This window comes from Bradyrhizobium sp. HKCCYLRH3073 (assembly GCF_051167995.1).
In the GTDB taxonomy this organism is placed as follows: Bacteria; Pseudomonadota; Alphaproteobacteria; order Rhizobiales; family Xanthobacteraceae; genus Bradyrhizobium.
Genome location: NZ_JBNPUD010000011.1, coordinates 121023 through 140353, shown reverse-complemented (window position 1 = coordinate 140353; position 19331 = coordinate 121023). Strand labels below are relative to the sequence as shown.

18 protein-coding genes are annotated in these 19331 nt (G+C 67.3%); 10 read left to right on the top strand and 8 right to left on the bottom strand.

Going from position 1 to position 19331, the window contains the following annotated elements:
- Positions 1-20 precede the first annotated feature (20 nt).
- Both ACQR1X_RS24515 and ACQR1X_RS24510 read left to right on the top strand, forming a co-directional pair.
- Positions 21-2138: an OmpA family protein gene (locus ACQR1X_RS24515; RefSeq protein ID WP_434899726.1), complete on the top strand. Its 2118-nt coding sequence runs from the start codon at positions 21-23 to the stop codon at positions 2136-2138.
- Between the two features lie 12 nt (positions 2139-2150).
- Positions 2151-3884, top strand: coding sequence for a cell envelope biogenesis protein TolA (locus ACQR1X_RS24510; RefSeq protein WP_434899725.1), 1734 nt, complete (start codon positions 2151-2153; stop codon positions 3882-3884).
- Positions 3885-3954: 70 nt separating this feature from the next.
- Here the strand turns inward: ACQR1X_RS24510 and ACQR1X_RS24505 are convergent, their stop codons facing one another.
- Positions 3955-5538 carry an MDR family MFS transporter gene (locus tag ACQR1X_RS24505; RefSeq protein WP_434899724.1) on the bottom strand — a complete coding sequence of 528 codons (1584 nt, stop codon included), beginning with the start codon at positions 5536-5538 and terminating at the stop codon, positions 3955-3957.
- A 168-nt stretch (positions 5539-5706) separates the two neighbouring features.
- Positions 5707-6219, bottom strand: a complete 513-nt coding sequence (locus ACQR1X_RS24500) for a YcgN family cysteine cluster protein (RefSeq protein WP_315804199.1) — start codon at positions 6217-6219, stop codon at positions 5707-5709.
- Between the two features lie 341 nt (positions 6220-6560).
- Here ACQR1X_RS24500 and ACQR1X_RS24495 point away from each other — a divergent pair, with 341 nt between their 5' ends.
- From ACQR1X_RS24495 to ACQR1X_RS24475, 5 genes are all read left to right on the top strand, one after another.
- A complete protein-coding gene (locus ACQR1X_RS24495; RefSeq protein ID WP_316182588.1) occupies positions 6561-8840 on the top strand; it encodes a transglycosylase domain-containing protein in 2280 nt (759 codons plus the stop codon).
- Positions 8841-8855: 15 nt separating this feature from the next.
- On the top strand, positions 8856-9437 hold the full coding sequence (locus ACQR1X_RS24490; protein ID WP_316182587.1) for a DUF1214 domain-containing protein: 582 nt from the start codon (positions 8856-8858) through the stop codon (positions 9435-9437).
- On the top strand, positions 9434-10018 hold the full coding sequence (locus tag ACQR1X_RS24485; RefSeq protein WP_315804202.1) for a DUF1254 domain-containing protein: 585 nt from the start codon (positions 9434-9436) through the stop codon (positions 10016-10018). Before ACQR1X_RS24490 ends, ACQR1X_RS24485 begins: the two co-directional genes overlap by 4 nt.
- 119 nt (positions 10019-10137) lie before the next feature.
- Positions 10138-10641, top strand: coding sequence for a CYTH domain-containing protein (locus tag ACQR1X_RS24480; protein ID WP_434847179.1), 504 nt, complete (start codon positions 10138-10140; stop codon positions 10639-10641).
- Between the two features lie 108 nt (positions 10642-10749).
- Entirely contained in the window at positions 10750-12240 is a 1491-nt protein-coding gene (locus ACQR1X_RS24475; protein WP_316182583.1) for an acetyl-CoA hydrolase/transferase family protein, read from the top strand.
- Positions 12241-12267: 27 nt separating this feature from the next.
- On the opposite strand, the gene ACQR1X_RS24470 is transcribed toward ACQR1X_RS24475, so the two are convergent.
- Together ACQR1X_RS24470 and ACQR1X_RS24465 are read right to left on the bottom strand one after the other, a co-directional pair.
- Positions 12268-13029 (bottom strand): hypothetical protein, encoded by a 762-nt coding sequence (locus ACQR1X_RS24470; protein ID WP_316238686.1) that lies wholly within the window; start codon positions 13027-13029, stop codon positions 12268-12270.
- Between the two features lie 19 nt (positions 13030-13048).
- Positions 13049-13237, bottom strand: coding sequence for a hypothetical protein (locus ACQR1X_RS24465; RefSeq protein WP_315739858.1), 189 nt, complete (start codon positions 13235-13237; stop codon positions 13049-13051).
- Between the two features lie 398 nt (positions 13238-13635).
- Here ACQR1X_RS24465 and ACQR1X_RS24460 point away from each other — a divergent pair, with 398 nt between their 5' ends.
- Positions 13636-14589 (top strand): DUF2336 domain-containing protein, encoded by a 954-nt coding sequence (locus ACQR1X_RS24460; RefSeq protein ID WP_316218094.1) that lies wholly within the window; start codon positions 13636-13638, stop codon positions 14587-14589.
- A 31-nt stretch (positions 14590-14620) separates the two neighbouring features.
- On the opposite strand, the gene ACQR1X_RS24455 is transcribed toward ACQR1X_RS24460, so the two are convergent.
- From ACQR1X_RS24455 to ACQR1X_RS24445, 3 genes are read right to left on the bottom strand one after another with little or no spacing between them, the layout of a single operon-like run.
- Entirely contained in the window at positions 14621-14971 is a 351-nt protein-coding gene (locus ACQR1X_RS24455) for a DUF1491 family protein (RefSeq protein WP_315804208.1), read from the bottom strand.
- Positions 14972-15020: 49 nt separating this feature from the next.
- Positions 15021-15713, bottom strand: coding sequence for a peptidoglycan-binding domain-containing protein (locus ACQR1X_RS24450; RefSeq protein WP_434837909.1), 693 nt, complete (start codon positions 15711-15713; stop codon positions 15021-15023).
- On the bottom strand, positions 15706-17469 hold the full coding sequence (locus tag ACQR1X_RS24445) for a PAS domain-containing sensor histidine kinase (RefSeq protein ID WP_315804210.1): 1764 nt from the start codon (positions 17467-17469) through the stop codon (positions 15706-15708). Before ACQR1X_RS24445 ends, ACQR1X_RS24450 begins: the two co-directional genes overlap by 8 nt.
- 452 nt (positions 17470-17921) lie before the next feature.
- Between ACQR1X_RS24445 and ACQR1X_RS24440 the strand changes: the two genes are divergently transcribed.
- Together ACQR1X_RS24440 and ACQR1X_RS24435 are read left to right on the top strand one after the other, a co-directional pair.
- The gene (locus ACQR1X_RS24440; RefSeq protein ID WP_316218096.1) at positions 17922-18383 is read left to right on the top strand and encodes a DUF5330 domain-containing protein; all 462 of its coding nucleotides are present in this window, start codon (positions 17922-17924) and stop codon (positions 18381-18383) included.
- A 74-nt stretch (positions 18384-18457) separates the two neighbouring features.
- Complete coding sequence (locus tag ACQR1X_RS24435) at positions 18458-18883, top strand: SufE family protein (RefSeq protein ID WP_434883501.1); 426 nt, start codon at positions 18458-18460, stop codon at positions 18881-18883.
- A gap of 9 nt (positions 18884-18892) precedes the next feature.
- Here ACQR1X_RS24435 and ACQR1X_RS24430 read toward each other — a convergent pair whose 3' ends face one another.
- Complete coding sequence (locus tag ACQR1X_RS24430; protein ID WP_315716114.1) at positions 18893-19309, bottom strand: MucR family transcriptional regulator; 417 nt, start codon at positions 19307-19309, stop codon at positions 18893-18895.
- Between the last annotated feature and the right edge of the window lie 22 nt (positions 19310-19331).

The window sequence follows — 19331 nt, the reverse complement described above, 5'->3', positions numbered from 1 at the left end:
GGGAAACGAGGGGCTCTCACATGCATCAACCATCGAAATGGTGGGCGGGACTGATTGCTGTTGCCGTGCTGTGGCTCGCCGCCATGAGCTTCAAGACGGCTGATGTCGAGGACGACATTGCGCCGCGGGCCCGCGCCGCCATTGCCGCCGCCGTCCCCGATACGGCCGCAGCGCTCAAGGTCTCGGTCGCGGGCCGTGACGTTCGCATCGCAGGGCCGGAGTTCAGTCCCGACCAGTCGACGAAACTGGCAGACGCCGCCACGGTCAATGGCGTCCGGCTCGTCGACGGCACCTACGACAAGCTGCCGACACCGAAGCCCTATGCTTTCCGCGCCACGCGAAACGGCGGCCAGCTCGTGCTCGAAGGCGCGGTGCCGACGCCCGCCGTTCGCAATGCCGTGCTCAATGCCGTCCGTTCGTCCGGCGGTGAGGTGGTCGATCGCCTCTCCTATGCACTGGGGGCTCCGGCCGACTTCGCGGCCATCGCAAGCCACGGAGCGGTCCAGGCCGCCAAGCTCAATAGCGGCACGTTCGCGCTCGCGGACAAGGCCTATTCGATCGCAGGCGCCGCCGCCTCATCGGACGTCTACGAGGCCGCCGTCGCCGCGACGCGGCAGCTGCCGGGCGGCGCCGTGCTCGACAAAATGGCGATCCTGCCGCCGGAGGCAAAGCCCTTCATCTGGAGCGCGGTCCGCGAGGGCAACACGCTGGTGATGTCTGGCGTCGTCCCGAACGACGACATCAGGCGCGCGCTCGAGGCCGCCGCGACCAAGGCCTGGCCCGGCACGTCGGTGATGCATCAGATGCAGATCGCACGCGGCGCGCCTGACGGCGATTTCGGTGCCTACGCCTCCTATGCGCTTGCGGAGCTCGCCAGGCTGAGCACGGGCCGGGTCGTCATCTCCGACGCCACCTACGCGATCTCGGGCGAAGCACCCTCGACCGCCGCCTACGACGAAACGATGGCCGGAATCGGCAAGCTGCCGGCCGGGCTGACCTTGGCGAAGGCCGACATTCTGCCGCCGGAGATCAAGCCCTATCGCTGGTCGGCGGAGTTCGACGGCACCGGCCTGAGCCTCACAGGTCTCGCGCCGAGCGCGGCCGCCCGCGAGGCGATGCTGGCCTCTGCCAGCGGACAGTTCGACGGCAAGCCGATCAAGAGCCAGATCGGCATCGCCCGCGGCGCCCCCGATGGCGACGTTGCGAAAGCGAGCGCGAGCCTGCTGCAGCAGCTCGCCAGGCTTGCGCAGGGGCGCGCCGAGATCAACGACACTCAGGTCTCGCTCAGGGGCGTGGGACTCGCCAATGTCACCGGCGCGACCGTGCGCGAGCAACTGGCCGGCGCCCTGCCCGCGCCGTTCGCGCTCGCATCCATCGACGTCCGCGACGGCCCGGTCTCGCCCTACGCGTTCGGACTGCAGAAGCAGGACGGCCGTGTCAGGCTGAGCGGCTATGTGCCTGATGACGCCGCCCGCCGCGATCTCGTCGACGCCGCCACGACGACCTTCATCACCGACACGGTCGAGGACGACCTGAAGATCGGCGACGGTGCGCCAAAGGATTACGTGCAGTCGCTGAAGGCGACGTTCCCGGCGCTGGCGCGGCTGTGGTCCGGCGCGCTGACGGCGAAGGACGCGGCGATCACGGTCGACGGGCTCGCCATCTACGACAAGTCGGCCGAGCAGGTCCGCAAGGAGCTCGCCGACGCGGTCGGCAGCGGCTTCAAGCTCGACGACGTCAAGATCGGCCTCAAGCCGGAAGGCCCACCATTGGCGGTCGCGGAGTGCCAGCCGGCGTTCAACGGGCTGCTCGCCAAGGGCCGCATCCGCTTCAGCACCGGCAGCGCCGAGCTGAGCCGCGCCTCGCTGGCGCTGCTCGACCACCTGATCGAGGTTGCGCAGCGCTGCAAGGACGCCGAGATCGCGATCGAGGGCCACACCGACAATGTCGGGGACGAAGCTGACAACATGGACCTCTCCAAGCGCCGGGCGGCGGCGGTGGTCGGCTATATCGGCGACGCCGGCATCGACACCTCGCGCATGACCTCGGAGGGCTACGGCCAGAACAAGCCGGTCGCCTCCAACGACACGGCCGAAGGCCGCGCGCAGAACCGCCGCATCGAATTCGTCGTCAAGTGAGGCGCTGACATCATGATGTACGACCTTGCGACATTTCCGTTCTGGATCATCCTCGCCGCCGGCATCGGCGGCTTCGTCGGCTGGCGCACCTGGTCGGACGAGCCGCGGCCGGACTGGCTGAGAAGCTGGCTGCTGCCGGCGACGCTCGCCCTCGTCATCGGGATCCTGATGGCGCTGCTGAGCGTGCTGCCCGGACGTGCCGGCCTGTGGCTCGAGGTCGGCCTGCTGATGGTCGGCGCCTATGTGCTCGGCTGCCTGATCGGCGGACAGCTCAAGGAATATGTCGGGCTGGGTGACACCAGTGCGATGTCGCCGGGCGGTCCTGGAAACAGCGTCGCGTTCGCCGGCGCAACCGCGGCGGCTCGTCCTTGGGCGGACAGCCCTTCCCCGGCTTCGCAAGCTGCAGCCAGCGTCGAGGCCGACCGCCTCGCCACCGAAGCTGCCGCAAAGGCTGAAGCCGAACGTGTTGCGGCCGAAGCCGCGGCAAGGGCGGAGGCCGAGCGGCTGGCCGCCGAAACGGCCGCAAAGGCCGAGGCTGAGCGGCTCGCCGCGGAAGCCGCGGCAAGGGCCGAGGCTGATCGTCTGGCGGCTGAAGCCGCAGCGAAGGCCGAAGCCGAACGTCTCGCTGCCGAGGCGGCGGCGAAGGCCGAGTCCGATCGCCTTGCTGCGGAGGCCGCCGCGAAAGCCGAATCCGACCGCCTCGCTGCGGAAGCCGCCGCGAAAGCAGAGGCCGATCGTGTTGCGGCAGAAGCGGCTGCAAAGGCCGAAGCTGAACGCTTGGCCGCCGAAGCAGCGGCGAAAGCCGAAGCGGACCGTCTTGCGGCGGAGGCCGTTGCGAAGGCCGCGGCGGAAGCCCAGCGTCTCGCGGCCGAAGCGACCGCCAAGGCCGAGGCCGATCGCCTGGCCGCCGAAGCGGCCGCACGGGCGGAAGCCGATCGCCTCGCCGCGGACGCCGAGGCGGAACGGCTCGCCGCCGAGGTTGCCGCATCATCAGCCCCGGAGAGCCCGGCCGCGGCCGACGACAGGCCGCCGGCCCTGCCCGCGCCCGAGGGCGCCGCCGACGATCTCAAGCTCATCAAGGGCATCGGACCCAAGAACGAGCGCATCCTGAACGACATCGGCGTGCATCATTTCAGCCAGATCGCGGCGTGGTCGCCAGCGCATGCCGACTGGGTCGGCCACCATATGGCCTTCCCCGGCCGCATCGAGCGCGAGCATTGGATCGCGCAGGCCAAGCTGCTCGCGGCCGGCCTCGACACCGCGCATTCCAGCGCGGTGAAGTCCGGCGCGATCACCATCGACGAACACGCCGACACGCCGCTGAGCGAGGACGAGGCGAGCTACCTCCTGGCCCACCTGCCGGCGCTGATGCCGCCCGTCGAGAACGAAGACGCCCATGGCGGCGCCCGCCCGCTCGGGCTCGTCGCGCCGCGCGGCGGCCAGGCCGACGATCTCAAGCTGATCAAGGGCATCGGCAAGCAGAACGAGGCGCGGCTGCACGGCCTCGGCATCTGGCATTTCGCGCAGATCGCGGCCTGGACCGCCGAGCACGCCAAATGGGTCGGCTCATATCTGGCGTTCGCAGGACGGATCGAGCGCGAGCAATGGATCAGCCAGGCCAGGGAGCTGGCGAGCGGCGGCACGACGGAATTCGCGAAACGCGTCGAGGCCGGTCTGGTGAAGTCATCGCTCGACGATGGCTCGCGCGGGCAGGACAACATCGAGATCGTTCAGCCGCGCGAGTAGCTGCGCCAACTGGAGAACCGCAGGGTGGGCACGCTGCCGCCTGCGGCGGCTGCTTTGCCCACCCTACTCGCTACTCCGCCAGTTCGACCGCCTCGTTGCGAGACGGGCCGGCCAGCGGCCGCTCTTCCATCAGCATCATGCAGACGGAGGCGCAGGCCAGCATCGCGGTGGCCGCGGCATAGACGAAGCGGAAGGCATGGATCATGTCGGCTTCCGCGATGCCGCTGACCGCGCCATGGGCGCCCTCTGCCAGCGAGATATCGGCGCCCAGCGCCATCAGCAGGATGGCGCTGAAGGCCGCGACCGTGAACGAGGACATCATCGAGCGGAAGAAGTTCATCGCGCCGGTGATGGTGCCGATCTGCGAGCGGTCCACCGCGTTCTGCAGCGACACGACCGAGATCGGGAACGCGGTGCCGAGCCCGATGCCGTAGATCGACAGCAGCACCATCAGCATCCACAGCGACGGCGTCGTCACCGTCATCACCGCGGCGGCGATGGTACCGACGATGGTGCCGACGATGGCAACGCGCTTGTAGTGCTTGACCCGGGCCATGGTACGGCCGGCAATCGCGGCACCGAAGGTCGAGATCGCCGCGATCGGGATCAGGCCGAGGCCGGCCTGGCTCGGCGTCAGATGATAGACCAGCTCGTAGTACAGCGGCAGATGGACCGTGAGCCCGATCAGCGCGCCGAGGGCGCAGCCGCTGGCCAGCATGCCGTAGGGCACGACCGTGCCGCCCATCAGCGACAGCGGCAGGAATGGCTCATCGGCCCGCTTGGCGTGCCAGACGAAGGCTAAGCCCAGCGCCACCGCGCTGCCGATCATCGCGAGCAGCGTGGGCGACAGCCAAGCCAGCTTGTGCCCGCCCCAGGTCAGCACCAGCATGAACACGACGGCCGAGGCCATCAGCAGCAGGCCGCCGGCCCAGTCGACCTTGCGCAAGCGGTGATAGACCGGCAGCCGGCCCATCTTGGGCAGCAGCAGCGCCAAGGCCGCGACCGCCAGCGGCACGTTGATCCAGAAGATCATCGACCAGTGCAGATGGTCGGCGAAGAAGCCGCCGATCACCGGCCCGAGCAGGCCGGCCAGCAGCCAGACGCCGCTGAAATAGGCCTGATACTGGCCGCGCTCGCGCGGGCTGACGACGTCGGAGATCACGGTCTGGACCACCGGCATAATGCCGCCGCCGCCGAGCCCCTGCAGGCCGCGGGCAAGGATCAGCACCGGCATGTTCGGTGCCAGCGCGCAGACCACCGAGCCGACCACGAACAGGCTGAGCGCGGTGATGATCATGGAGCGGCGGCCATAGATATCGCACAGCGTGCCGAACACCGGCGCCACCGCGGTCGACGCCAGCAGGTAGGCCGTGATCACCCAGGACAGGTTGGTCACGTCCTGGAACTCGCGGCCGATGGTCGGCAGCGCCGTCGCCACGATGGTCTGGTCGAGCGCGGCCAGGAACATCGTCAGCAGCAGGCTCATCAGGATGGTGCGCACCTCGGCCTGGGTCAGCGGCACCGGCGGCGCAAGCGACGGCGCATCCTCGATCGCCTGCACCTGCGGCGGAATGGCCGGCAGCTCGGCGGCAATCTCTTCAGGCAAGGACTGGGACGCGGCAGGGTAATGCGTCTGCCGATCAAACTTGTTCATGGGATGAATGCTGTGCCCGGGCGCGACATCGCCGCGCGGATTCGCCGACTGGCGAACTACTTAAGGCATAATTTTCCCGTGCGGCAGCGGGTCGGGTGCATGGGTGCATTCCGACAGCACGGGAACGGTCGCATCATCGTGACTTGCTGCGGGCGCGAGGTGATCGCGCTATTTCGGCCGACGCTTCAGCTTGGCCCGCTTCGGCAGCAGCACCGGCCACTGCACGATGTGGTCCTCGAGCTGGTCGTCCGGAACGTCCTCCTCGGTGCCCTCGACCCGGCCGCGCACCGAGACGCCGGCTTCATGTACCGTCTGAGGATCGCCCGAGATCAGAGGATGCCACCAGTAGAGATCGCGCCCCTCCGCCACGAGGCGGTAGCCGCAGCTCGGCGGCAGCCACGTCAGGGTGCGGACGTTCTCAGGTGTCAGTCGAACGCAATCCGACACCTGTTCGGAACGATTCGGGTAGTCCTTGCAAGCACATAGCCCGGCATCCAAGAGTTTGCAGGAAATGTGGGTGAAGTAGATGTCGCCGGTATCTTCGTCTTCCAGCTTCTCCAGGCAGCAGCGCCCGCAGCCATCGCAGAGGCTCTCCCATTCCGCCTCGGACATCTCTTCCAAGATCTTGGTTTTCCAGAACATTCCCTCCTGGCCCGAGGGACGTTTGAGCGGTGCGGTCATCGGGCGATTCTCAAAGAGGGCGTGGGACTTGGCCGCCATCTAGGTGCCCGGCCCCGAGCCGCGCAAGGGCTTTGCCGGCCACAGCGGCACGTTAGCTTTGTGCATCAAATTGTGAGCGGAACCATTGGTTTGTGACCCCCGCTCGGCTAGATAGATGATTGAGTCACTCCGGCGGCGGCGCCGGCACGCGGCTTGGGGTCAGGTGCTCGGGTTCGGGCGGCTGACTGTGCAGTGCCATGGGTTTGCCGCAACAATCGCGCAAGACCCTTCGATGGCCCCCAGCCCGCTTGCTGAGTGCTTTCGAAGCCAGCTGACACGCTTTCGAAACGACCAGGGTTCCCGTGCGGCAGATCATTCCAGACGATTGGAAGAAGCGGATCAACAATTTCCGCCTGGATCTCGACGCCCGCTTCGATTCGGCGCTGTTCTCCTCCCTGCGCGGCACCCGTGAACTCTACGAGCGCTATTCCGCGTTCATGGACCGCTTCTATGTCGGCGGCTGGAAGCGCTGGGTGTTCGTCGAGCCATTGTCGGAGGCCGCCACGATCGGCCTCGGCGGTCTGGTGTTGATGCTGGCGCTGGCGATTCCCGCCTTCCGGGAAACCGCCGACGAGGACTGGCTGAAGAAGTCCGACCTCGCCGTCACCTTCCTCGACCGCTACGGCAACCCGATCGGCAGCCGCGGCATCAAGCACAACGATTCGATTCCGCTGGAGGACTTCCCGGACAATCTGATCAAGGCGACGCTCGCTACCGAGGACCGCCGCTTCTACGACCATTTCGGCATCGACATCGCCGGCACGGCGCGTGCCCTCGTCACCAACGCCCAGGCTGGCGGCGTCCGCCAGGGCGGCTCCTCGATCAGCCAGCAGCTCGCCAAGAACCTGTTCCTGTCCAACGAGCGCACCATCGAGCGCAAGGTCAACGAGGCGTTCCTGGCGATCTGGCTGGAAACCCGGCTGACCAAGAACGAGATCCTCAAGCTCTATCTCGACCGCGCCTATATGGGCGGCGGCACCTTCGGCGTCGACGGCGCGGCACACTTCTATTTCAACAAGTCGGTGCGCGACATCAACCTCGCCGAAGCCGCGATGCTGGCCGGCCTGTTCAAGGCGCCGACCAAGTTCGCCCCCCACATCAACCTGCCCGCCGCCCGCGCCCGCGCCAACGTCGTGCTCGACAACCTCGTCGATGCCGGCTTCATGACCGAGGGCCAGGTGTTCGGCGCCCGCCGCAATCCGGCGTTCGCGGTTGACCGCCGCGACGAGAGTTCGCCGAACTACTTCCTCGACTACGCGTTCGACGAGATGCGCAAGCTGGTCGACACGTTCCCGAAATCCTACACCGAGCGCGTCTTCGTGGTGCGGACCTCGATCGACATGACCGTGCAGCATGCCGCCGACGAGGCGATCGAGAACCAGTTGCGCCAGTTCGGCCGCGACTATCACGCGACCCAGGCGGCGACTGTCGTCTCCGACCTCGACGGCGGCATCCGCGCCATGGTCGGCGGCCGCGACTATGGTGCCAGTCAGTTCAACCGCGCCGTCGACGCCTACCGGCAGCCGGGATCCTCGTTCAAGCCCTATGTCTACACCACGGCGCTGCTGAACGGCTTCAAGCCGACCTCGATCGTGGTCGACGGCCCCGTCTGCATCGGCAACTGGTGCCCGCAGAATTATGGCCATTCCTATTCGGGCTCGGTGACGCTGACGCAGGCGATCACCCGCTCGATCAACGTCGTCCCGGTCAAGCTGTCGATCGCGCTCGGCGGCAAGGAGGGTCCGAAGGCCGGCCGCGCCAAGATCGTCGAGGTCGCGCGGCGCTTCGGCATCAAGGCGCCGCTGCCCGACACGCCGTCGATGCCGATCGGCTCCGACGAGGTCACGGTGCTGGAGCATGCGGTCGCCTATGCGACCTTCCCGAACAAGGGCAAGGCGGTGACGCCGCATTCGGTGCTCGAGGTCCGCACCGGCGCCGGCGACCTGGTCTGGCGCTGGGACCGCGACGGGCCGAAGCCGAAGCAGGCGATTCCGGCCTCGGTCGCCGCCGACATGGCCGGCATGATGAGCCACGTCGTGAGCGAGGGCACCGCGCGCCGCGCCGCGCTCGACGGCATACCGACCGCCGGCAAGACCGGCACCACCAACGCCTATCGCGATGCCTGGTTCGTCGGCTACACCGGCAACTTCACCTGCGCGGTGTGGTACGGCAATGACGACTACTCGCCGACCAACCGCATGACCGGTGGCTCGCTGCCGGCGCAGACGTGGCACGACATCATGCTCGCCGCGCATCAGGGCGTCGAGGTCAAGGAGCTGCCCGGCGTTGGCATGGGCGAGAAGCTGCCGCAGTCGGCGTCCGCCGCGATGGCACAGGCTGGCCAGCCGAAGACCCTGGAGATCAAGCCCGGCCCGCCGCCGATCCTGACCCGCCGCGGCGCCGAGGTGCTGGTTCAGGTCGAGAAGATGCTCGACGATGCCGCGCGCGTCGCCGAAAAGAGCGCGCCAGCGGATCCGCGCAAGCCCGCCAAGCCGGTCTCATCGAGCGCGCTGGCCTTCCCCGAGAACTACGCCGCGGCGACGGCCGACGGCGTCGCCACCCCTGCCCTGCGCAAGAACTGACGTCAGCGATCCCCCGTGCGGCTGCTCTTCATCACCTTGGTCACGCTCCTGATCGCCACCGGCGTCGGCATCGGCGCGACGTGGATGACGACGACCCGCGGCACCGAGTTTGGTACGCTGACGATCGGCGCCTGGACGGCGCGTCCGAAAACCGGCACGGCCGATGTCGACCCCTATGCGCGCGCGACCATCACCCGCAATGGCGAATTGCCGATCGGCACCGGCGACGGCGTGGCCTTCACCGCCACAAGAGACGACAAGGGGAAGCCGCTCGACGGGCGCTGCGACATCCTGGTCAGCGGCGTCACGCCACCCGCCCGCTTCTGGACGCTCACGCTGTACGACCGCAAGGGCCACCTCGTCGCCAATACGCTGCAGCGCTACGGCTTCACCAGCCAGGAGCTGGTGCGAGGTGCCGATGGCTCGTTCGAGATCCGCGTCGCCGCGCGCTCGCGCTCCGGCAACTGGCTGCCGACCGGCGGCATCGAGCGCTACGCGCTGATGCTGCGGCTCTACGACACGCCGGTCGGCGTCGCGACCCGCACGCAGCGCGACGCGCCGATGCCCTCGATCACGACAGTAGGCTGCCCATCATGATCCGGCTGCTGTTCACCATCGTGGTCGGAGTGCTGCTCGGCGGCGTGGTCCATCTCGTCAGCGTGCTGGCGCTGCCGCGGATCTCGACCCAGGACGCCTACTCCCGGCTGACGCCGATGACCAAGCTGAACGCCGTGACGCAATTGCCATTGGCCGATCCCGGCAATTCACCGATGCCGTTCATGGATCCGGCGTTCGCGATGGCGATCTGCCGCTACGATCTGTCCGACGGCCCGCTGAAGCTCACGGTCCCGGTGAGCCAGGCCTATACGTCGGTGTCGTTCTACACGCGCAACGAGATCGCCTACTACGCCATCAACGACCGCTCCGCCGGCAAGCGCGTGATCGAGCTCAACCTGATGACCGAGGCGCAGCACGAAGACCTGCCCGAGGACGAGGAGATCACGGCCGCCGACCGGCTGATCATCGATTCGCCGACGACGACCGGTTTGATCGTGCTGAAGGCCCTGGCCGCCGAGCCGGGTCTCATGCCGCAGGCGCAGGCCTCCCTTGCAGCGGCGAGCTGCGGCGTACAGACCGAGGCACCGGCCAAGGCCGAGAAGCCGCGCGGCAAACGATAAGTCAATACGACGTCCGGAATGAATTCGACAACGCTCTCTTCATCCTTGGTGGCATAGTCGTCGTCGCGCGCCGCTGCTATGACGTATCAGGACGGCGGCGCTTCGCTCAACATCAGGTCATGCCTCTCGAAATCGAACGGAAGTTTCTCGTCAAGTCCGATGCTTGGCGGGATCAGGCGACGCACAGTGAACGCCTTCGCGACGGCCTCGTCGCACGTCAGGACGGCCTCAAGGTCCGCGTTCGCTGCTATGGCAACCGGACGACGCTGTGCGTGAAGAGCGGCCGCCGCGGTCTGGCCCGGGATGAATTCGAGTACGATATTCCCGCGGACCACGCAGCGGTGCTGTTCGCGCATTGCGCGGGACGCATCCTCGAAAAGACGCGTCACTACGTGCCGGCCGAAGCCGGCGTCTGGGAGATCGACGTCTACCACGACCCGCTCGAAGGCGTCGTCATCGCCGAGATCGAGCTGCCGACCGAAACGACCGTCGTGACCCTTCCTGACTGGGTCGGCGACGAGGTCACCGGCGATCCGCGCTACAGCAAGGCCAACATGCTGACGGAGCGCTCGCGGGCGGCGAAAGTCCGGGAACTGCGGCGCGCGCGCCTTGCAGGGCTGTGATGCACGCACGGTCCGTTGCGGCTTGACCCCTGTCAAATCACCCGTCGAGGGCACACCTTAAACAGCGCGGACTTGGCGGTCCGAACGATCGCGCATGGAGTTTGCACGATGAGTTCATCGCAGGTGATGTCACAGGCGCTGCGCGCCAAGATCATGTCGGCCGACGAGGCTGCCGCGCTGGTCGAGCCCGGCAACCATGTCGGCATGAGCGGTTTCACCGGGTCGGGCTATCCGAAAGCGGTGCCGCTCGCGCTGGCGCGCCGGATCGAGGCCGCGCATGCGCGCGGCGAGCCGTTCCGCGTCGGCGTGTGGACCGGGGCGAGCACCGCGCCCGAGCTCGACGGCGCGCTCGCCCGGGCTGATGGCATCGACCTGCGCCTGCCCTATCAGTCCGATCCGGCGACACGACAGCGCATCAACGCCGGCAGCATCGACTATATCGATCTGCATCTCAGCCATGTCGCGCAGTTCGTGTGGTTCGGTTTTCTCGGCCATCTCGACGTCGCCGTGATCGAATGCGCCGGCATCCTGCCCGACGGGCGACTGATCCCCTCGACCTCGATCGGCAACAACAAGACCTGGCTCGATCTGGCTGACCGCGTCATCATCGAGGTCAATTCGTGGATGAATCCGGCGCTGCTCGGCATGCACGACGTCTACTACGGCACCCGCCTGCCACCGCATCGCAAGCCGATCCCGATCGTGGCGCCCGGCGACCGCATCGGCGAGACCACCTATCGCTGCAATCCGGACAAGGTCATCGCGGTCGTCGAGACCCATGCGCCCGACCGCAACACCAGCTTCGCCGCGCCCGACGATAACTCGGGTGCGATTGCCGGCCACATCCTGGAGTTCTTCGAACACGAGGTGAAGCAGGGCCGCCTGCCGCGCAACCTGCTGCCGCTGCAATCCGGCGTCGGCAATGTCGCGAACGCCGTGATGGCCGGGCTCGATGACGGCCCCTTCCCGCATCTGACCGCCTATACCGAGGTGCTGCAGGACGGCATGCTGAACCTGATCCGCTCCGGGCGGATGGATCTCGCCTCCGCGACGGCATTGTCGCTGAGCTCGGAAGCTGCGGTCGAATTCAACCGCGAAATCGAGTTCCTGCGCGACCGCATCGTGCTGCGGCCGCAGGAAATCTCCAACCATCCCGAAGTGATCCGCCGGCTCGGCGTCATCGCGATGAACGGCATGATCGAGGCGGACATTTACGGCAACGTCAATTCGACCCATGTGCGCGGCAGCAGCATCATGAACGGCATCGGCGGCTCCGGCGACTTCGCCCGCAACGCCTATCTGTCGATCTTCATGACGCCCTCGACCGCCAAGAACGGCACGATCTCCTGCATCGTGCCGATGGTCACCCATGTCGACCACACCGAGCATGACGTGCAGGTTCTGGTGACCGAGCGCGGCCTCGCCGATCTGCGCGGCCTGTCGCCGAAGCAGCGCGCCCGCACCATCATCGACCAGGCGGCGCATCCGAAATTCCGGCCGGCGCTCGCCGACTATTTCGAACGCGCCTGCCGCGATTCGACCGGCAAGCACACGCCGCATCTGCTCGAGGAGGCCTTCCGCCTGCTCAGGCCGGACTGAGCGAAGCGGCGTGCGACCGCGTGCGGGCTAGCCCCGCGTCGTCAGCGGCCGTTCGATCAGGGGCCGCGCCGCGACCGGCGGATTGGCGGTCTGGGCCGCCAGTTCATGGATCAGGCGATCGGCCTCGGCGGCCATGCCGTCGGGCGCCTGCAGCACCAGGCGCTCCAGCGCCCAGCGGTAGGACGAGACGCGCTGCTCCAGGCTGATCTGCACCCACTGTACGATCAGCGAGTTCTCCTGCATGCGCGCGACCGCGTCGGCCTTCTCGCGCGGCGAGAGCTCGGTCATGTATTTCATGCTGGCATCGCGCTTGCGGTCGAGATCGATGACGCGGATCGCCGAGGCGAAGAACGGCTCGAAGCGGGTGATGTCGTCGCGCACGTCGTCGATCAGTTGGGTGTAGCGCGAGGCGTGCGAGCGGTGCGGCTCGTCGATCAAGGCGCGGCCATAGGCGGTGCGGTCGAACACGACCTTCTGGCGCCAGGGCGAGGCCGACGGCTGATAGTCGCCGAACACGCTCTTCCAGGCGGGGCGCGAATGCGGCGGCTCGATCAGCGGATAAGCGAGATCGCGCAGCTGGCGCTCATTGTCGGTGAGCTGGAACTGCGATGGCATGACACCGACGCTGGCGGTGGCTTCCGCGCCGATCCATTTGTGCATGTCGTCATTGCGCATGTCGGCGCGGGTGCGGCCAAAATCGCCGCCGCTGCAGGCGCCGAGCAGGCCGCCGACGAGGACGAGCGCGAGGACCGGCAGCGCGCGCCGGACCGGATTGACGATGGCCGGCATTCCCATGTCCCCCGACCTGTCAGCGGCGACGGCGGCGGCGGCTTGGCGCTGTGCCCTCGCGGGGCCCGCGATCGTCGGTCGTGGTCTCGCGCTCGATCCGAACGACGGGAAGAATCAGGATCGTTCCCATGCCCTCCTGCGGCGCGCCGGTCACGGCAGGCCGCGCGCGACGCGCAACGTCCGCCGGGAATTCAATGATGGTCGCCATGTCCACTCTCTTTCGTGCCCGAAGTTCTTACCCCCTGAAAACTCCCCGTCGCCCGAACTTCGCAGGCAAGAGGGCACGCAGAACTGACGATCACGAATGCCGGCGCATGACGCTGCACTTTGGCATTCGGCGCGGCGAAGATCAGGCTGGGCGCGAGACGCGGCCAAGGCGAGATCATCGAACGGATCGATTAAGATCAGGACGTGGTTAAGAGGATATTAATGCGCGGGCCGCCCGACACGGATCGCGTGCACCGGCGGGAGAGAAGGCAAGCCAGCGTTGCGCCTTTGTCTCACCAGGTCATTTCGACCCATCTTCACCGATTGTTTTCCTTAACGCCGCATTAAAACAACTCCGCTCTAATCGGCGCAACGATTGCCGAAGTTGCGTACCCCGACATGACAAGATCATCGCTGTTCCCCGGCTTCGACGGGTTGCTCACGCTCTCGCGCCGCGAGGGCGTCGACATCAAGCCCACTCTGCTGCGCGTGCTGACCGACCTCTATGTCCAGGCGAGCGCGCATTCCGCTGACGAGGAGCGGCAGTTCGTCGAATTGGCTTCCCGTCTGGTGGACGACGTCGATGATGCGACCCGCGCGGCGGTGCGTGCGCGGCTCGCGATCTATCCGGCGACGCCGATCGAGATCCTGAACAAGCTGGGCTTGCGCCCGGCGCAGAGCGAGCCGGCGCCGCCGCTCGCCGGCCCCATTCCCGCATCGCTTCGCCCCTCGTCTCCGATGCCGCCGCGCGACGACGCATCGTCCGGATTGTCGATGCAGCCGAAGGATGCCGCCGAGCTGAGCGAGATGTTCATGCGCGCCGCCTCGCACGAGCGCATCGCCATCCTGCAGAACCTCGCCACCACGCCGCTGAGGCCCGCCGCGCCGACGCCGTTGCACCGCGCGGTGCATGCGATCGAGGCGCTGGAGATGGCCGCCTTCAACGCCGACGTCGAGACGTTCACGATCGAGCTCGGCGAGAGCCTGATCCTGCCCTCACGCATGACCCTCGAGGTGGTCAACGATCCCCATGGCGAGCCGCTGGCCTGTGCCGCAAAGGCGCTCGGCATGCCAGCGCCGGTGTTCGAGCGCGTGCTGCTGTTCCTCAAGCCGGAGATGGGCCAGTCCGTCCAGACCGTGTTTCGGCTGTCACGCTTCTACGAGCGCCTCAGCGAGCGCGCGGCGCTGATCATGCTGGCGGCCTGGCGCGGCTCGGGCATGGCGGCGATCAGGGCCAAACATCGCACGATGCTGTACGACGACGAGCGCCAGTCTGTCCGCGCAGGCGGAGCGCGGCCCGGCACAGCGACGCGGCCGATCGTGCGCACGGGCACCGACGGCTTCAAGCGCTGACGCGCAATCACCGTCGCGGATCGGAGGATGATCAGGGACGCTCGCGCACGAGATCGAGGAAATGACGACCCTGCCTGTCCTCGGTCTCGATGATCCAGGCGTCGGGATCGAAGCGCAGCTCCTTGACGAGACGCTCCTCGACCTGCGCTTCCGCGATCGGCTGCGGCGATACCGGTACGAAGAAGCGGTCGATCGGCCGGCTGTCGTCATAGACGGTCTGCGGCGCGGGGACATAGAGCTGCGCCGTGCCGTCCATCAGCGCGACCTTGACGAACACCGCACCGGCCTCCTCGGCGCCGCGGTGGCGGATCGCGCTGAACGCGCCGGCCGACTGGCAGCGCCGCAGATAGGCGCTCACCCAGATGCTGGTCTTCAATCGCATGATGGTTCGATGCAGGAGCAAGCGCGCTGCACGTCGCAGCCGCCCTGCTCTATTCGATCGGGTGACCGATGACAATCGCAAGCTCGCGCACCAGGCGGTCCGAAACCTGGCCGGTCACCGGCAGCTTGCGCTCACGCTCGAACTTCTGGATCGCGGCCTGGGTGTCGGAGCCGACCATCCCGGTCGGCTTCAACTGGCCATAGCCGTATTCGGTCAGCGCACGCTGGACCGCCGCGACACGGCGGACATTGCCGCCCTGCTGCGTCGGCTGCGGACGCGGCACGTTGCCCTGCCCGCCGCTGACCGAGCGGACGAGATCGGCCAGGGGATCGGCATATTTCTGATCCGGACGCGCCTCGGTCGCGCGCTGCTCGACCGCCCTCTGCTCCGCCGCCCTGGTTTCAGCGGGCCGCGTCTCGATCACCTTCGGATCGAGCGGCGAGATGTCCATCGGCCGGGGCCGCGGCAGCGGATTGGAGCTCGTCAGATTGGGCGGAATGGTGACGATCGATCCGAACATCGGCGCCGGATGCGGTCCCGATTGCAGGAACACGGCATTGACGATGATGGCGCTGCCAGCCGCACAGGCCAGCAGGCCCGCAAACAGATCCTTCGGGCTGTAGAGCATGGCCCGCAGCAGCCAGCCGCGCTCCTCCGCCACGTCGGCGACGGCCGCAGCCGCAGCGGCGCGCTTGCGACGGCGCGGCGGCGCCGGATCATCCTCTGCAGCTCGTCTAGGCACTCTTCTTCACCTGCATGACCTGCCCTGGCTGGGCGGAGCGCGAGGGTGACAGCGGCGTGACGGTGGCGCCGGCGGCGGCCTCGGCCACGAAGTTGATCGGCAGCGCGATCGTGACCGTGGTCCCCTCGTCGATCTTGCTTTCTATCGACATTTCGCCGCCGTGCAAGTTCACGAGGCTCTTGACGATCGACAGCCCGAGCCCGGTTCCCTCGTGGCGCCGCTGGTAGGTCTTGCCGGCCTGAAAGAACGGATCGCCGATGCGCTTGAGATCATCGGCGGCGATGCCGACGCCGGTGTCGGTGATTCGCAGCAGCAGGCGCGCGCCGTCGACGCCGGCAGAGACCGTGACACGGCCGCCGCGCTCGGTGAACTTGATGGCATTGGAGACGAGGTTGAGCACGATCTGCTTGAAGGCGCGCGGATCACCGGTGACCATCGGCAGGTCCTGCGGCACGTCGGCCGACAGATCGACACCGTTCTCGCGCGCCCGCAGCGCCAGCAGGTTGCAGCAATTGATCAGCGCAGCGCGCGGCGCAAACGGCTCCGGCGTCAGCTCGAAATTGCCGGACTCCATCTTCGACATGTCGAGGATGCCGTTCACGACCGACAGCAGATGCTGGCCGGAATCGTTGATCAGTTGCGCGTATTCGCGGCGCCGCGCCGCATTCAGCACCAGCACCTGCTCCTGCATCAGCATCTCGGAGAAGCCGATGATGGCGTTCAAGGGCGTGCGCAGCTCGTGGCTCATGGTGGCGAGGAATCGCGTCTTCGCGGCGTCGGCGCGCTCGGCGGCGCTGCGTGCCAATTCGAGCGCCTGCTCCTGCAGCTTGCGGTCGGTGACGTCGCGCATGACCGCGACCACCTCCTGCTCCGACCCGCCCGGCATCACGCCGATGCGGTCGAGCGGGCGGCAACGCATCTCGACCCAGATGAAATCGACCGGATGATGAAAGCCGCGGCCCTCGCCCGGCGCATCGCGGCGCAGGCGGAACTCGACGCTCGAGGCTTCGCTGCCGCCCGCCGCTTCCGACAGCGCCGTGAGGTAGGCCGGCCGGTCGGCGACATGGACCCGTTCGAACAGGCCGTGGCCGTGCAACTGCGCGACCGGCGCGCCGAGCAGCGTCTCGGCCGCCGGCGAGATGAACATGACCGCGCCGTTGCGACGGTGACGGGAGATCACGTCGCTCATATTACGTGCGAGCAGGCGATAACGCTCCTCCTCCATCGACAGCAGCGTCACGCTGGTGCGCGCGAGCGTGTCGGCGGCAAAGGCGAGCACGGCCGCATAGAGCGTGGCCGAGGCGACGCCGAACGCGAGCAGCCCGGTGCGCAGGGCGGGGTTGATCTCGGGCTTCGGCAGCCACCCGAAATGACCGATGAGGATGAGCAGCAGCGCGCAGCACAGTGCGAGCCCCGCGGAGAACACGACGACGCGGCGCGAGGCCGAGAACGAGGCTTCCAGGGGTACGACGATCAGCCACACCGCGGCAAAGGATTCGATGCCGCCGGTCTCGATCGACACCGCCATGATCAGCGCCGACAGCGCCATCGACGACAGCGCGCAGGCGCTCTCGTAGCGGCCGGTGCGCGACAGATACCAGGACAGCAGAATGGGCGCGATCAGCCAGGACAGCGCGCCGACCTCGAGCGCGCTCGGCGCGCCGCGTAGCGCGAGATAGGCAGGAAACACGGCGAAGGCGGCGAGGCTGCCCAGCAGGCGCGGCGCGATGAAGGCGCGATGACGCGCGCGCGTCATCGCATCAGTTCGAGCCGATGGATGCAATAACGCATCGAGACAATCGCGGATGATACTCAACACACTCACGGCTCTCGCGCCTCGGCCTAATCGGTGGTTCTCACAAAGAGAACGCGCCGGGACGCCCCCTGTCGTCGGAAGTCACCGTGTCAGACTCGCATTAAGCGAACGCTAAGGTCCAGACTGCGGTGAGCCCGCCATTCGGCCGGGATGGTGAATGCATCGTTTCCGGCCGGGCCTGCGGTTGCGAAAGCGGCGCGATCTACAGCCGGTTGCACGGCGCGGGCGCCCGGCGCCAATGAAAAATTGACTCCGAAAAAAATCCAGCGCCCGGCTTCGCGAAATCTCAACCAATTAAGCCCAATGCAAGCAGTCGCGACATAGAACAATCAGCTGCGATCCCGTTGCGCGATTTGAGCACGCGAGATCAGCAGCACGGTCGGGGTTGCGTGATGTTCTTTCTGCTTCGGATGGCATTCTGGCTCGGACTCGTGCTGGTGCTGCTGCCGCGCGAGAAGAGCCCGGACGCCGACAAGCTGCCGCAGATCAATGCGCACGAAGCCGTGCAGGCCGCGACCGCGGCCGTCTCCGACATGAGCCAGTTCTGCAAGCGCCAGCCGCAGGCCTGCGAGGTCGGCGGCCAGGCCGCGACCGTGATCGGCCACCGCGCCCAGGAAGGCGCGCGCAAGATCTACCAGATCATCACCGACAAGGCCGAAGGCGCGGAGAAGCCCGCCGGCGCCGACAAGTTCATCGGCCCGGTGAAGCCGGCCAGTCTCGACAAGCGCGGCAACGATCACACCGGCTCGATCGACGCCCCCGTGCTCGAGGAGATTCCGCCGGGCGACGCGCCGGCCGATACGCTCTCGACCGACGATCTCGCCGCCGAATGGCATCTGCCGCCGACGCCCTGAACCGGCGGAACCGACTGTCGCTTTCGTCGTCCCGAACGCCTATATGAAAGCCGACATCGGGACCGAAGAGCATCATGACGATCGACGACATCCGCGACAATTTCGCCCTGCTCGACGACTGGGACGACCGCTACCGCTACGTGATCGAGCTCGGCCGCACCCTGGCGCCGATGCCGGAGGACGAGCACTCCGCCGCGAACAAGGTGCAGGGCTGCGCCAGCCAGGTCTGGCTGTCCAAGCACGTCGATCACAGCAGCGCCGTGCCGGTCCTGAACTATCTCGGCGACAGCGACGCCCATATCGTTCGCGGCCTGATCGCAATTCTGCTGACGCTGTATTCGGGGCGGACGCCGCAGGAGATCATGACCATCGATGCGCCCGCGGTGTTCGACGAGCTCGGGTTCCGCGAGCATCTGACGCCGCAGCGCTCCAACGGCCTGCGCGCGATGGTCGAGCGCATCCGCGCCGACGCCCGCGAGGCGCTCGCCGCGGCGTCCTGATCGGCTCGGCTACTTCTCCCGCTCGGGCCGCTGCTGGCCCAGGCCCATCTTCTTGGCGAGCTGCGAGCGGGTGACCGCGTAGTTCGGTGCCACCATCGGATAGTCCGGCGGCAGGTTCCATTTGTCGCGGTATTGTTCCGGCGTCATGTTGTACTGCGTGCGCAGATGCCGCCGCAGCGACTTGAAGCGCTTGCCGTCCTCGAGGCAGACTAGATAGTCCGGATGGATCGATTTCTTCACTGGGACCGCGGGCCGCGCCGGCTCCGGCGCGGGCTCGCTTCGTCCCGCTGCGACCCGCGTCAGCGCCGCATGCACCTGGCTGATCAGAGAGGGAATCTCCGCCGCCGGGGTCGGGTTGTTGCTGAGATAGGCCGACACGATGTCGGCCGTCAGATCGATAAAGCTCTTGCCGACCGCTTCGGTCATTGACCCCTCATCCCGCTCCGCC

Bases quoted from the DNA above. Each gene is read 5' to 3' on its own strand.
- ACQR1X_RS24515 (WP_434899726.1), top strand. From the start codon at position 21: ATGCATCAACCATCGAAATGGTGGGCGGGACTGATTGCTGTTGCCGTG.
- ACQR1X_RS24510 (WP_434899725.1), top strand. From the start codon at position 2,151: ATGATGTACGACCTTGCGACATTTCCGTTCTGGATCATCCTCGCCGCC.
- ACQR1X_RS24505 (WP_434899724.1), bottom strand. From the start codon at position 5,538: ATGAACAAGTTTGATCGGCAGACGCATTACCCTGCCGCGTCCCAGTCC.
- ACQR1X_RS24500 (WP_315804199.1), bottom strand. From the start codon at position 6,219: ATGACCGCACCGCTCAAACGTCCCTCGGGCCAGGAGGGAATGTTCTGG.
- ACQR1X_RS24485 (WP_315804202.1), top strand. From the start codon at position 9,434: ATGATCCGGCTGCTGTTCACCATCGTGGTCGGAGTGCTGCTCGGCGGC.
- ACQR1X_RS24480 (WP_434847179.1), top strand. From the start codon at position 10,138: ATGCCTCTCGAAATCGAACGGAAGTTTCTCGTCAAGTCCGATGCTTGG.
- ACQR1X_RS24475 (WP_316182583.1), top strand. From the start codon at position 10,750: ATGAGTTCATCGCAGGTGATGTCACAGGCGCTGCGCGCCAAGATCATG.
- ACQR1X_RS24470 (WP_316238686.1), bottom strand. From the start codon at position 13,029: ATGCCGGCCATCGTCAATCCGGTCCGGCGCGCGCTGCCGGTCCTCGCG.
- ACQR1X_RS24465 (WP_315739858.1), bottom strand. From the start codon at position 13,237: ATGGCGACCATCATTGAATTCCCGGCGGACGTTGCGCGTCGCGCGCGG.
- ACQR1X_RS24460 (WP_316218094.1), top strand. From the start codon at position 13,636: ATGACAAGATCATCGCTGTTCCCCGGCTTCGACGGGTTGCTCACGCTC.
- ACQR1X_RS24455 (WP_315804208.1), bottom strand. From the start codon at position 14,971: ATGCGATTGAAGACCAGCATCTGGGTGAGCGCCTATCTGCGGCGCTGC.
- ACQR1X_RS24445 (WP_315804210.1), bottom strand. From the start codon at position 17,469: ATGACGCGCGCGCGTCATCGCGCCTTCATCGCGCCGCGCCTGCTGGGC.
- ACQR1X_RS24440 (WP_316218096.1), top strand. From the start codon at position 17,922: ATGTTCTTTCTGCTTCGGATGGCATTCTGGCTCGGACTCGTGCTGGTG.
- ACQR1X_RS24435 (WP_434883501.1), top strand. From the start codon at position 18,458: ATGACGATCGACGACATCCGCGACAATTTCGCCCTGCTCGACGACTGG.
- ACQR1X_RS24430 (WP_315716114.1), bottom strand. From the start codon at position 19,309: ATGACCGAAGCGGTCGGCAAGAGCTTTATCGATCTGACGGCCGACATC.